Origin of the sequence: Streptomyces sp. NPDC046876, from assembly GCF_040645035.1 — a bacterium.
Lineage (GTDB): Bacteria > Actinomycetota > Actinomycetes > Streptomycetales > Streptomycetaceae > Streptomyces.
Genome location: NZ_JBEYXK010000014.1, coordinates 18444 through 31656 on the forward strand (window position 1 = coordinate 18444; position 13213 = coordinate 31656).

Annotated in this window: 11 protein-coding genes and 2 pseudogenes; 2 read left to right on the forward strand and 11 right to left on the reverse strand. The window is 70.0% G+C overall.

Features of this window, described 5'->3' with window-relative positions; genetic code table 11:
* The 11 genes and pseudogenes from ABZ924_RS11075 to ABZ924_RS11125 form a co-directional block, all read right to left on the reverse strand.
* Entirely contained in the window at nt 1–1263 is a 1263-nt protein-coding gene (locus ABZ924_RS11075; RefSeq protein ID WP_361906886.1) for an ATP-grasp domain-containing protein, read from the reverse strand.
* A gap of 326 nt (nt 1264–1589) precedes the next feature.
* Entirely contained in the window at nt 1590–1832 is a 243-nt protein-coding gene (locus ABZ924_RS11080) for a hypothetical protein (RefSeq protein ID WP_361906888.1), read from the reverse strand.
* 242 nt (nt 1833–2074) lie between these two features.
* Nucleotides 2075–2341 (reverse strand): annotated as a pseudogene (locus ABZ924_RS11085) (ATP-binding protein); the annotation flags it as partial.
* Between the two features lie 64 nt (nt 2342–2405).
* A complete protein-coding gene (gene kdpF / locus ABZ924_RS11090) occupies nt 2406–2495 on the reverse strand; it encodes a K(+)-transporting ATPase subunit F (RefSeq protein WP_361906890.1) in 90 nt (29 codons plus the stop codon).
* Between the two features lie 608 nt (nt 2496–3103).
* Entirely contained in the window at nt 3104–5647 is a 2544-nt protein-coding gene (locus tag ABZ924_RS11095; RefSeq protein ID WP_361906892.1) for a sensor histidine kinase KdpD, read from the reverse strand.
* Between the two features lie 40 nt (nt 5648–5687).
* A pseudogene (locus ABZ924_RS11100) lies at nt 5688–6378 on the reverse strand (response regulator).
* Between the two features lie 123 nt (nt 6379–6501).
* Nucleotides 6502–7218: a potassium-transporting ATPase subunit C gene (locus ABZ924_RS11105; protein ID WP_361906894.1), complete on the reverse strand. Its 717-nt coding sequence runs from the start codon at nt 7216–7218 to the stop codon at nt 6502–6504.
* Between the two features lie 6 nt (nt 7219–7224).
* Nucleotides 7225–9330, reverse strand: coding sequence for a potassium-transporting ATPase subunit KdpB (gene kdpB / locus ABZ924_RS11110; RefSeq protein ID WP_361906896.1), 2106 nt, complete (start codon nt 9328–9330; stop codon nt 7225–7227).
* Nucleotides 9327–10991 (reverse strand): potassium-transporting ATPase subunit KdpA, encoded by a 1665-nt coding sequence (gene kdpA, locus ABZ924_RS11115; protein WP_361906898.1) that lies wholly within the window; start codon nt 10989–10991, stop codon nt 9327–9329. The genes kdpB and kdpA overlap by 4 nt, the downstream gene beginning before the upstream one ends.
* A 6-nt stretch (nt 10992–10997) precedes the next feature.
* Nucleotides 10998–11087, reverse strand: a complete 90-nt coding sequence (gene kdpF / locus ABZ924_RS11120) for a K(+)-transporting ATPase subunit F (protein ID WP_037884112.1) — start codon at nt 11085–11087, stop codon at nt 10998–11000.
* Nucleotides 11084–11239, reverse strand: coding sequence for a hypothetical protein (locus tag ABZ924_RS11125; RefSeq protein WP_361906900.1), 156 nt, complete (start codon nt 11237–11239; stop codon nt 11084–11086). Before ABZ924_RS11125 ends, kdpF (ABZ924_RS11120) begins: the two co-directional genes overlap by 4 nt.
* A 472-nt stretch (nt 11240–11711) precedes the next feature.
* On the opposite strand from ABZ924_RS11125, the gene ABZ924_RS11130 reads away from it, so the two are divergent.
* Both ABZ924_RS11130 and ABZ924_RS11135 read left to right on the forward strand, forming a co-directional pair.
* Nucleotides 11712–12221 (forward strand): universal stress protein, encoded by a 510-nt coding sequence (locus ABZ924_RS11130; RefSeq protein ID WP_361906902.1) that lies wholly within the window; start codon nt 11712–11714, stop codon nt 12219–12221.
* Nucleotides 12222–12542: 321 nt separating this feature from the next.
* Nucleotides 12543–13205 carry a deoxynucleoside kinase gene (locus tag ABZ924_RS11135; protein ID WP_361906904.1) on the forward strand — a complete coding sequence of 221 codons (663 nt, stop codon included), beginning with the start codon at nt 12543–12545 and terminating at the stop codon, nt 13203–13205.
* Nucleotides 13206–13213 lie beyond the last annotated feature (8 nt).

The following is a 13213-nucleotide window of genomic DNA, read 5'->3' on the forward strand; positions in this document are numbered from 1 at the left end:
TCAGGACGGGACGACGAGGTCGCCGAGTGCCTGCCAGCGGTCGAGGGCGCCCTGCGGCGAGTCGGCGGTGAACAGGGCGTGGCCGAGGCGCGAGCGGCAGTCCTCGACACCCGGGATGGTCTCGCCCGGCGCGAAGTACACGGCGGTCTCCGTGACTTCCGGGAGCGCCTCCAGCTCCGTCCATCCGGAGAGCTCCCGGTACGAGGAGCGGCCCGCGGCGGAGAAGAAGCGGATGCCGGCGCTCTCGGCCTGCGGCCGCGAGAAGGCGCCGACCGCCTCCAGGTCGATGCCGAGCGCGAGGGCGACGGCCACCTTGGGCAGGCTGACGCCGGTCACGAGCCGCAGCAGCTCCACGATCCGGTCGCCCGGCAGCCGGGCGCCGATCTCGATGAGCACCGGACCGTCGGCGGCCAGGCGCAGCTCGCAGTGGAAGGGGCCGCTGGTGATGCCGACGGCGCGGACGACGTCGCCGACGTACGCCTCGACGCTCTTCAGGGTGGCGTCGTCGACGAGGGCCGGGGTGAGGTGGCCCATCTCCACGAAGTCGGGCTCGGGGCCGAGCAGCGTGCGGCTGAGGGCGACGACGGTGACCTCGCCGCTCTCCAGGACATAGCCGTCGGCGCTGAACTCCGGGCCTTGGACGTACTCTTCGACGAGCACCCGGTGCTCGTGCAGCTTGCCCATGTCGGGCTCCGGGTCGGTCACGAGCCGCTGGAACGCGGCGGTGAGCTGGTCGAGGTCATCGGCGCGGCTGACGTGGATGCTGCCGGAGCAGGCGACCGGCTTCAGCACGCAGGGGAAGCCCACCCGTTCGGCCGCGGCGCGCAGTTCGGCGTCGGTGGTCGCCTGGGCGAAGCGCGGAGTGCGCAGCCCGGCCTCCGCCACGGCGGCCCGCATGACGCTCTTGTCCCGGACCCGGTCGACGGTCGCCACGGGCAGGCCGGGCAGGTCCAGTGCCGCGGCGACGCGCGCGGTCGCCGTCACATAGATGTCGGAGCCCGGCAGCACCGCCTCGAACGGCTCGGCCCGGTGCAGTTCGAGCACGGCCGCTTCAAGGGCGGCTTGGTCGTTGGTCTCCACCGTCAGCACCGAGTCGGCCGCCGCGCGCACGGCGTCGGAGAGCCGGCGGTCGCCGGAGTCGGCGGTGGCGACGACGACCCGCAGTCCCATCTCGGCCGCGACGCCGATCAGGGTGGCGCCCCCGGAGGAGGCGGGTTCGACCACGAGGACGCGGGCAGGACGAAGTGCATCTGTGTGCGGCAAAGCGAAATCCCCCGGGGCAGAGCTGTATGGACCGGAGCGACTCGTGATCGCGGTCCTGATCGTGATCTTTCTATCCAGGCGCGTCGGCCCCGGTCAATGGATCACCACAGAAATATCTGCGGGAGCGAACCCGAGCCGCATATCTTCCGGAGTGAGAGCCCCGTCAGGGTGACCATGGCCTGCGGGTGGACCAACTACTCAGGTGAGAGGGCGTGAGGGTCACTCCAAGTCGGAGACGCTGAAGACCATTTGGGCCCCCTCGGGGTCGATGCGCTGACCCTCGTGTCGCGGAGGAGCATCCGCTGGGCCACCCACGTCGTTCCATGTCAAGGGCCAGGTGGGCTGATCGAAGGCGACGGCCGGGAGTAGTCGTACGGCGGCGGGCTCCACGGTGCGGGGGCGGGCGAGGGCTTGAAGGGTCCTGCCCGGTTGGCCATGAGGATCAGGATCGTCCCGACGTAGAGCACGGTGATGACGATGAGGACGAGCCCGACGGGGTTGCGGGGGTTGGCGTAGTACTGGTTCCCCCACTTGCTCCGTCTGAAGACCGGTTCGTCGTCGTACCGCACAGAGAGCCTCCTCAAGCCGATGGGGGGACGGTGCTTCTGATCAAAGGGTGCAGCCGGCCGCCTTCTGCGCGGCCGGCAGGTAGGCGGCGACGAAGCGGGCGAGGTCTTCACGGCGTCCGTTGACGTCGGTCGGAGCCTTCCGTACCCAGACCTCCACCCTCGTCGAATGACATGCGTTCCCCCCAGGGTACGGACGATCGGCCCGATGCCGGCGCGGTGGTGGGTTGAGGAGGACATGCCGGTCAGAGCCGTCCTGCGGCCGCATCGACGGCCACGGGCAGGGACAGCACCGTGGTCAGACCGCCGCCCGGGGTGTCCTCCGCCGTGAGCGTGCCGTCCATGGCCTCGGTGAGCCCCCGGGCCAGGGCGAGGCCGAGGCCGAGGCCGAGTCCGGCGGTGTTGTCGCGGTCGCCGAGGCGTTGGAAGGGCTCGAAGGCCCGCTCACGGTCCTCGGCGGCGATCCCGGGGCCGCGGTCGGCGATCCTGACCTCGACCCGGCCGGCCAGGGCATCCCGGGCCGACGGCCCGGCCGCGCCCCGGCCGCCGGGCCGACCTCGTGCACGGTCGTCACGCTCAGAACCTCTCGGGGAAGAACAACGCCAGGACCAGATACCCGACCAGGCTGCCCGCGACGACGGCGCCTACGACATTCTCCGTGCTCACCCGTACACCGACTCCTCCGTGCGTCCTCAACCACACCAGCGAACATCAACGAAGCGCTGAACGAAACGGCCCTGACGGCTTCCTGACGGGGCCGGCCGGGACTTTGACGGTGCATTGACGGCCGCTCCATCGACAGGGTGAAGGCGGTGTGACCGACGAGGAGGTCGGCGAGCTTGCCCAGGCGCTTGCCGGTGCGGTCCTCGGTGGCGGCGGGGACCGGGGCGACGCCCTCGTGGCCGTACAGAGGAAGGAGGCCGGTCTCGCACACCCCGCGGTTGACGGAGACCGCGGCGGCGCGAGGCGGGGGCGTGGGATCAGGCCATGCGGTGAAGGTGAGGATGCGTACGGAACCCCGGTCAGCGCCCTGCAGGGGCTGGAGGCAGGTACGCGGAGGACGCGCGGCCGATGTCAGAGGGCGGGCGGGCGGACAGCGGGCGCCGTCGGCTGCACCGGCGTGACACCGGCACGGCTTCGCCATGACGGTGGCGGACCGTCGTAGCGCGGACCGCTGTTCACGGCCCAATCCCAGCGCACCGGGGACGCGGAGGCAAGTGCCCGAGGGCTTCTTGACGGCCTTCTGGTGGCGCTTCGTCAAGGCCGCCTCGATGTCACGTGACCGCGGACGTCGGGAGCTCGGGTGATACCGGAGGACCGTCCCCCGCTATGGGGAGGGTGAGGACCATGGTGAGGCCGCCGCCCGGGGTGTCCTCGGCCGTCAGGGTGCCGCCGATGGCCTCGGTGAAGCCGCGGGCGACCGCGAGGCCGAGGCCGACTCCGGCGCCCCGTGGAGCGTCTCCGTGGCGCTGGAAGGGTTCGAAGATGCGCTCCTTGGCCTCGTCGGGGACTCCGGGCCCGCGGTCGACGACGCGGACCTCGACGCGGTTGGCCAGGGCGCTGGCGGAGACGTTGACGGGGTGGCCGGCGCGGCTGTACTTGACGGCGTTCTCGACGATGTTGGCGACGGCCCGCTCCAGCAGGCCCCGGTCGACGGCGACCATCGGCAGCGTCTCGGGGATGTCGAGGTACACGCCGTCCTCCGGTACGCCGCCCAGGGCCATCGGGACCACCTCGTCGAGGTCGGTCTCCCGGATCAGCGGGACGACCGTGCCGGTGTTGAGGCGGGACATGTCGAGGAGGTTGCCGATCAGGGCCGCGAGACGGTCGGCGCCGTCCTCGATCCCTTCGAGGAGTTCGGCCTTGTCGCCCTCGGACCATTCGACGTCGGCGGAGCGCAGTGAGGTGACCGAGGCCTTGATGCCGGCGAGCGGGGTGCGCAGGTCGTGGCTGACGGCGGCGAGCAGCGCGGTACGGATGCGGTTGGCCTCGACGAGTTCGCGGGACTTCTCGGCCTCGTCGACGAGGCGCTGGCGGTCGAGTACGACGGCCGCCTGAGCCGCGAAGGCGCCGAGGACGCGGCGGTCCTCGGCGGGCAGGACCCGGCCGGTCAGGGCGAGAGCCATGGTGTCGCCCATGGGCAGGTCGACGTCCGCGTCCTCGGGCCGGCTGACGGGGCCGGTGCCGACGGATGCCGCCGTGGTCCAGGGGTCTACCTCACTGGTGCGTTCCAGGAGGACGACCGACTGCATGGAGAAGGTCTCGCGGAGCCGTTCGAGGAGGGCGCCGAGGGAGTCCTCGCCCCGCAGCACGCTGCCCGCGAGGAAGGAGAGGATCTCCGATTCGGCGCGCAGGCGGGCGGCCTGGTGGGTGCGCCGGGCAGCCAGGTCGACCACCGAGGCCACTGACACCGCCACGCCGACGAAGATCGCGATGGCGACGATGTTCTTCGGGTCGGAGACGGTGAACTCGTGCAGGGGCGGCGTGAAGTAGTAGTTCAGCAGCAGGGATCCGAACGCCGCCGAGGCGAGCGCGGGGAACAGCCCGCCGAGCAGGGCCGCCGCCACCGTGAAGGTGAGGAAGAGCAGCATGTCGTTCGCGAGCCCGAGGTCGGGGACGAACCGGCTCAGCAGTACGGCGAGCAGGGCGGGGCCGGCGATGCCGGTGAGCCAGCCCCAGATGATGCGCGAGCGGCCGAGGCGCGCGCCGCGGGCGACGGGCAGGCCGCGGCCCTTGGCGGCCTCGTCGTGGGTGACGATGTGGACGTCGAGGTCCGGGCCCGATTCGCGGGCGACGGTGGCGCTGACCCCGGGGCTGAAGACGTACTGCCAGGAGCGGCGGCGGCTGACCCCGAGCACGATCTGCGTGGCGTTGACCCCGCGCGCGAACTCCAGCAGGGCGTCGGAGACGTCGTCGCCTATGACGTGGTGGAAGGTGCCGCCCAGGTCCTCGACCAGGGTGCGCTGGACGGCCAGCTCCTTGGGCGAGGCGGAGGTGAGCCCGTCGCTCGCGGCGATGTAGACGGCGAGTACCTCGCCGCCCGCGCCCTTCTCGGCGAGGCGGGCGGCGCGCCGGATGAGCGTACGGCCCTCGGGGCCGCCGGTGAGACCGACGACGATCCGCTCGCGCGCCTGCCAGGTGGAGCGGATGTTGTGCTCGCCCCGGTACTCCTGGAGGTACTCGTCGACCCGGTCGGCCACCCACAGCAGCGCCAGCTCGCGCAGCGCGGTCAGATTGCCGGGACGGAAGTAGTTCGACAAGGCCGCGTCGACCTTGTCCGGCTTGTAGACGTTGCCGTGGGCCATACGGCGTCGCAGTGCCTGTGGGGACATGTCGACCAGCTCGATCTGGTCCGCCCGCCGGGCCACCTCGTCGGGGACGGTCTCGCGCTGGCGGACACCGGTGATCGTCTCCACCACGTCACCCAGCGATTCGAGGTGCTGGATGTTCACCGTCGAGATGACGTCGATGCCCGCCTGCAGCAGTTCCTCCACGTCCTGCCAGCGCTTGGCGTGGCGCGAGCCGGGCACGTTGGTGTGGGCGAGCTCGTCCACCAGCGCGACGGCGGGGCGGCGGGCGAGGATCGCGTCGACGTCCATCTCGGTGAACGTGGAGCCGCGGTACTCCAGCGCGCGCCGCTCGATGAGCTCGAGCCCGTGCAGCATCACCTCGGTCCGCGGCCGGCTGTGGTGCTCGACGAAGCCGACGACGCAGTCGGTGCCCCGCTCGACCCGGCGGTGCGCCTCGGAGAGCATCGCGTACGTCTTGCCGACGCCGGGTGCCGCACCGAGGTAGATGCGGAGCTTGCCGCGTCCCATGTATCAGACTCTTCTTCTCTGTTGACGATCGGGCGGGTGATCAGGGTTCGAAGCGGTATCCCATGCCCGGTTCCGTGATCAGGTACCGGGGGTGAGAGGGGTCCGCTTCCAGCTTGCGCCGTAGCTGGGCCATGTATACGCGCAGGTAGTTGGTGTTCTCCCGGGTACGTCGGGCCCCAGACCTCCAGCAACAGCCGTGCCTGTGTGATCAGTCGGCCCGGGTGGGTGATGAGGATTTCCAGCAGATGCCACTCCGTCGGGGTCAGGCGTACGGTGCGGTCTCCCCGCCGTACCTTCCGTGCGACGAGGTCGACGGTGAACTCGTCGGTCGTGACGACGGCGACCTCGTCGGGCCGGGATGCCGCCGGGACCTCGTGCCTCCGGGCGGCTGCCCGCAGGCGGGCCAGGAGCTCGTCCATGCTGAACGGCTTCGTCACGTAGTCGTCCGCGCCGGCGTCCAACGCCCGGATCTTGTCCTCCGACGTGTGCCGGGCGGAGAGGACCAGGATGGGCACGCGGCTCCAGGCGCGGACGTTCTTGATCACGTCGACGCCGTCCATGTCGGGCAGCCCGAGGTCCAGCACGATGACGTCCGGCTTGCGTGCGGCCGCGAGCCGCAGGGCCGAGCCGCCGTCGGCGGCCTCCTCGACCTCGAACGTGCGCGCCTGGAGGTTGATCTTCAGCGCGCGGACGAGCTGGGGATCGTCCTCCACCACCAGCACCCGGGTCATCGGTGTGCGGCCTCTCCTTCGTTACGGGCACGGTGCGGAGCCGGCGGGGCGCTCGGGCACCCTCCCGGCGTGGCTGGGGGAGTGCCGCGCCCCGCCGGCTCCCGGTCCGTGCGAGGGGGAGCATCAGCTCTTGGTCAGTGCCTTGAGGGCGGTGTTGAGCTCGAGGACGTTGACCCGGGGCTCGCCCATGAAGCCGAGGGTCCGGCCGGTGGTGTGGTCCGCGACGAGCTTCTCGACCTGCTTGACGTCGAGCTTGTTCTGCTCGGCGACCCGGTGGACCTGGAGCTTGGCGTACTCCGGGGAGATGTCCGGGTCCAGGCCCGAGCCGGAGGAGGTGACGGCGTCGGCCGGGACGTCCTCGGGCTTGACCTTGTAGCCGGCGGTGGAGTTGTCGGCGACGACCGCCTCCTTGGCGGCGACGACCTGCGCGCAGAGGGTGCCTTCGCCGGCACCCTTGGTGCACTTGCCGTTCACGGCGCCGTTGTCGGCGGAGCGGTTGGTGGCGCCGGACAGGATCAGCGAGTACCGGGTGTTGACGCTGTTGGCGCCGAGTCCGTTGGAGGGGCGCGGCTGGAACCACTTCAGATCCGGCTTCGCGGCCTCCTCGGGGTCGCTCGGGTCCTTCTTGGGCAGGTCGTACCTCTGCCCGATGAGGGAGGAGCCGACGACCTGCCCGCTCTTGTCCTTGATCTCGGAGCCGTTGGCCTTGTCATTGAACAGGGCCTGGGCGATCCCGGTGACGGCCAGCGGGTAGATGACCCCGCAGATCACGGTCAGGACGAGAAGGGCGCGCAGGCCTGCCCCGATCAACCGTGCTGTGTTGCCTACAGAGTTGTTCATGTCGTCTCAGCCGATTCCGGGGATGAGGGTGATGAGGAGGTCGATGATCTTGATGCCGATGAACGGGGCGATGAGACCGCCCACGCCGTACAGCCCCAGATTGCGGCGGAGCATCCTGTCGGCGCTGGTCGGCTTGTACCGCACGCCCTTGAGGGCGAGCGGGACGAGGGCGATGATGATCAGCGCGTTGAAGATGACCGCGGAGAGGATCGCCGACTCGGGCGAGTGCAGGCCCATGATGTTGAGCTTGTCGAGGCCGGGGTAGACCACGGCGAACATGGCCGGGATGATCGCGAAGTACTTCGCGACGTCGTTGGCGATGGAGAAGGTGGTCAGGGCTCCTCGGGTGATGAGGAGCTGCTTGCCGATCTCGACGATCTCGATGAGCTTGGTGGGGTTGGAGTCCAGGTCCACCATGTTCCCGGCCTCCTTGGCGGCCGAGGTGCCGGTGTTCATGGCCACGCCGACGTCGGCCTGGGCGAGGGCCGGGGCGTCGTTGGTGCCGTCGCCGGTCATCGCGACGAGCTTGCCGCCGGCCTGCTCCCGCTTGATGAGGGCCATCTTGTCCTCGGGGGTGGCCTCGGCGAGGAAGTCGTCGACACCCGCCTCTTCGGCGATGGCCTTCGCGGTGAGCGGGTTGTCACCGGTGATCATGACGGTCTTGATGCCCATGCGGCGCAGCTCGTCGAACCGCTCGCGCATGCCCTCCTTGACGACGTCCTTGAGGTGGATGACACCGAGGACCCGGGCGCCCTTGTCGTCCTTGACGGCGACGAGGAGCGGCGTACCGCCTGCTTCCGAGATCTCGTTCGCGAAGAGGTCGGCGTCGTCGGCGACCTGGCCGCCCTGCTCCTTGACCCAGGTGGTGACCGAACCGGCCGCGCCCTTGCGGGTCTGCTTGCCGTCCACGTCCACACCCGACATACGGGTCTGGGCGGTGAAGGCGATCCACTCGGCGTGCGCCAGCTCGCCCTGGTGACGTTCGCGGAGGCCGTACTCCTCCTTCGCCAGGACGACGATGGAACGGCCCTCGGGGGTCTCGTCGGCGAGCGAGGACAGCTGGGCGGCGTCGGCCAGCTCGGCCTCGGTGGTGCCCTTCACGGGGACGAACTCGGAGGCCTGGCGGTTGCCGAGCGTGATGGTGCCGGTCTTGTCGAGGAGCAGCGTCGAGACGTCACCGGCGGCTTCGACGGCCCGGCCCGACATGGCCAGTACGTTGCGCTGGACCAGGCGGTCCATGCCCGCGATGCCGATCGCGGACAGCAGGGCGCCGATGGTGGTCGGGATCAGGCACACCAGGAGAGCGGTGAGCACGATCATCGACTGCTCGGCGCCCGCGTGGATCGCGAAGGGCTGCAGGGTGACGACGGCCAGCAGGAAGACGATCGTGAGGGACGCGAGGAGGATGTTCAGCGCGATCTCGTTGGGCGTCTTCTGCCGGGCCGCACCCTCCACGAGGGCGATCATCCGGTCGATGAAGGTCTCGCCCGGCTTCGTCGTGATCTTGATGACGATCCGGTCGGAGAGCACCTTCGTACCGCCGGTGACGGCCGAGCGGTCGCCGCCGGACTCCCGGATGACGGGAGCGGACTCTCCGGTGATGGCGGACTCGTCGACCGAGGCCACGCCCTCGACGACGTCACCGTCGCCGGGGATGACGTCGCCGGCCTCGCAGACCACCAGGTCGCCGATCTTCAGCTCGATGCCCGGGACCTGCTCCTCGCCGAGGCCGTCCTTGGTCAGGCGGCGGGCGACCGAGTCGGTCTTGGCCTTGCGCAGCGTGTCGGCCTGGGCCTTGCCGCGGCCTTCGGCGACGGCCTCGGCGAGGTTGGCGAAGATCGTGGTCAGCCACAGCCAGGCCGTGATGGCCCAGCCGAACCAGTCCGTCGGGTCCAGAAGGGCGAGGACGGTGGTGACCACCGAGCCGATGAGGACGACGAACATGACCGGGGACTTGATCATGACGCGGGGGTCGAGCTTGCGGATCGCGTCGGGGAAGGACTTGATCAGCTGCTTGGGGTCGAACAGGCCCCCGCCGACGCGGGCGGCAGGCGGCTTGTGGCCCGTGGGCAGGTCCTCGTGCGGAGCACGGGTCTCAGTGGCGGTGCTCATGATGCGAGCCCTTCGGCGAGCGGACCCAGAGCCAGGGCCGGGAAGTAGGTCAGACCGGTGACGATGAGGATCGTGCCGACGAGCAGACCGGTGTAGAGCGGCTTGTCGGTACGGAGCGTGCCTGCCGTCTCGGGGACGGGCTTCTGCTCGGCGAGCGAGCCGGCCAGCGCGAGGACGAACACCATGGGCAGGAAACGGCCGAGCAGCATCGCGATGCCGATGGTCGAGTTGAACCACTGCGTGTCGGCGTTCAGGCCGGCGAAGGCCGAGCCGTTGTTGTTGGCGCCCGAGGTGTAGGCGTACAGGACCTCGGAGAACCCGTGCGCGCCCGAGTTCAGCATCGAGTGGGGCGGGGTCGGCAGCGCCATGGCCGCGGCGGTGAAGCACAGCACGAGGGCCGGGGTGATGAGGATGTAGCAGGCGGCGAGCTTGATCTCGCGGGTGCCGATCTTCTTGCCCAGGTACTCGGGGGTGCGGCCGACCATCAGGCCGGCGATGAACACCGCGATGATCGCCATGATCAGCATGCCGTAGAGGCCCGAGCCGACACCGCCGGGCGCGATCTCGCCGAGCTGCATGCCCAGCAGCTGGATCCCGCCGCCGAGACCGGTGTAGGAGGAGTGGAAGGAGTTGACCGCGCCGGTCGAGGTCAGCGTGGTGGCGACCGAGAAGATCGCCGAGCCGGCGATCCCGAAGCGGGTCTCCTTGCCCTCCATTGCGCCGCCCGCGACGTCGAAGGCCGGGCCGTGGTGCGCGAACTCGGTCCACATCATCAGGGCGGTGAAGCCGAGCCAGATCGTCGCCATCGTGGCGAGGACGGCGTAACCCTGGCGCAGGCTTCCGGCCATGCGGCCGAAGGTGCGGGTCAGCGCGAAGGGGATGACGAGGACGAGGAAGACCTCGAAGAGGTTGGAGAAGGGGTTCGGGTTCTCGAAGGGGTGGGCGGAGTTGGCGTTGAAGTAGCCGCCGCCGTTGGTGCCGAGCTCCTTGATGACCTCCTGCGAGGCGACGGCCCCGCCGTTCCACTGCTGCGAACCGCCCGTGAACTGGCCGACCTCGTGGATGCCGGCGAGGTTCTGGAAGGCGCCGCAGGCGACCAGGACGATCGCGCCGATCACGGCGATCGGAAGGAGGATCCGGACGGTGCCGCGCACCAGGTCGGCCCAGAAGTTGCCGAGTTCACCGGTACGGGAGCGCGCGAAGCCCCGTACGAGGGCGACGGCGACGGCCATGCCGACCGCGGCGGAGACGAAGTTCTGCACCGCCAGGCCGCCGGTCTGTACGACGTGGCCCATGGCCTGCTCGCCGTAGTACGACTGCCAGTTGGTGTTGGCCACGAACGAGGCGGCGGTGTTGAAGGCCTGGTCCGGGTCGATGGCCTGGAAGCCGAGCGAGCCGGGCAGGACGCCCTGGGCGCGCTGCAGGGCGTAGAGGAAGAGCACGCTGACCACGGAGAAGGCGAGGACACCGCGCAGGTAGGCGGGCCAGCGCATCTCGGCGGACGGGTTGGCGCCGATGGCCTTGTAGATCCACTTCTCCGGCTGGTAGTGCTTCTCGGAGGAGTAGACGCGGGCCATGTGGTCGCCCAGGGGGCGGTAGGCCAGCGCGAGCGCGGCGATCAGTGCGAGGAGCTGGAGCACACCAGCGAGCACGGGACTCATCGGTGGCTAGAACCTCTCCGGCTTGACGAGGGCGAGGACGAGGTAGCCCAGCAGGGCGACGGCCACGACGAGGCCGACGATGTTCTCGGCGTTCACAGCTTGGTCACCCCCTTGGCGATGAGAGCCACCAGCGCGAACACCGCGACCGTGGTGACGACGAAGGCCAGATCGGCCATCGCGAGCTCCTGAGTGAAGTGGGAAGCAATGAATCGGCCAGATGGCCGATGACGAGATAACCGTGTCTTCATGCCGGCGCTAAGACGCCTTGACGGAGTCGATACGGGCGCACGGGAACTCTTAACGCCGCCCTGACGGAAACGGCCGGAAAGGCCCGGTCAGCCCAGGTCGGCCAGGCCGGCCGTGTCCGGGGCGGAGCCGGCCTGTGCGGCCGGCGCGACGGCCACCAGGCGGCTGCTCCTGGCGCGCGTACTCGACGACCGCCTCCGGCGAGCGGCCGTCCTCGGCCAGCCGGGCGGTGCCCTGGAGGCGCGACAGGCGGGCGGCGTCGGTGATCACGGTTGTCTGCGCAGCCACCGACTTCCTCATCACCATCACCCTCTCCGCTGCCGACGCGACCGCGCCACCGTGTCCGGGGACGCAGGGTGTCAGCAACGCGTCAGAATCGTCGCCGACCGCGTCAGAGGGCCGTCAGCGAATCGGTCCCGGAACGCATCCCTGCAGTTGGATGGGCCTCCCGGACGGGTCGACGAGGGAGGAAGCGTGCCGAAGGTGGTCGTCGGTGTCAGTGAGGGCCTGGGCGGCCTCGGAGCACTTCACCGGGCTGCTGTCGAGGCCCGGCTGCGGCAGGTGGAGCTGTGCGCGGTACTGGCATGGCAGGCCCCGGAGGGCGGACCGGGCGGCCGCACCTCCTGCGGGGTGCCGGTCCTGGCGCTGTGCCGGTCGGCCGCGGCGGATCGGCTGCGCGAGGTACTCGACACCACGTTCGGTGCCGGAACCCCGGCCGTCACCGTCACGGGCCTCACGGTGCGGGGCACGGCGGGCGCCGTGCTCGTCGACGTCGCGCGAGACCCCGAAGACCTGCTCGTGGTGGGCTCGGGCCCGCGCGGACCGCTCCGCCGCCTGCTGCGCCCTTCGGTCGCCCGCCACGTCCTGCGACACGCGGCCTGTCCCGTCCTGACCGTACCGCCCTCCCCGCTCCGGGCCGAGTACGAAGCGGCCCACCGCCGTAACTCCTGGAGGCTGCCGCTCGACGTCCGGGAACTCGCCTGACGCCGGCTCCGTCGGCTCCGTCGGCATGTCGGCCACGCCCCGCGGCCCCGCAGGCCGTGACGGTGGCGGTGCTCTGGCTGGCGCGGGGAGCAACGTCATTTATGCTTCAAGACGGCCGCGGGACGGTGGCCCGCTGTATGCGGCAACTGCGGCCACTCCGGTCTGCCGAGGAGGCGGCCGCGTCGGTCTCGGTCTGGACGGGGACCGCATGAGCTGATCTGAAGATCCTGGGGAATCGACTGACCGCCGACTGCCTCTCCGTGGCGCGGGGCGCCCGGCCCGGACGCCTGCGAACAGAAGATCCCCAGGGAGAAGTGAGGTATGCCAGTGATCTGCGTCGGAGGCATGATCGGACTCGGCAAGACGAGCGTTGCCGAACTGCTGGCCAAGGAACTGGGCAGCGAAGTCTTCTACGAGAGCGTGGAAGACAATCCGATCCTTCCGCTCTTCTACACGGCGAGCCCCGAGGAGATCCAGGCGAAGCGCTACCCCTTCCTGCTCCAGCTCTACTTCCTGCAGACGCGGTTCGCATCGATCAAGCAGGCGTACAAGCAGGGGGACAACGTCCTCGACCGGTCCATATACGAGGACTGGTACTTCGCCAAGGTCAACCACGACCTGGGCCGGATCAGCTCCCTCGAGATGCAGGTGTACGAGGGACTGCTCGACGAGATGATGCGCGAGATCGACGGCCTGCCGTACCGCAAGGCCCCCGACCTCATGGTCTACCTCAAGGCGGACTTCGAGACGGTGCTGTACCGGATCGGCCTGCGGGGACGCGAGTTCGAACAGGACGAGAGCCTCGTCGAGTACTACCGCGTCCTGTGGTCCGGCTACGACGACTGGGTGCACAAGCACTACAACGCCAGCGACGTCCTCGTCATCGACATGAACCGCACGGACGTGGTGAACAACGCCGAGGACGCGGCCCGCGTGGTGCGGGAGGTCAAGGACGCCCTGGCGGCCGGCGGGCTCCGGGTCTGAAGCGTCAG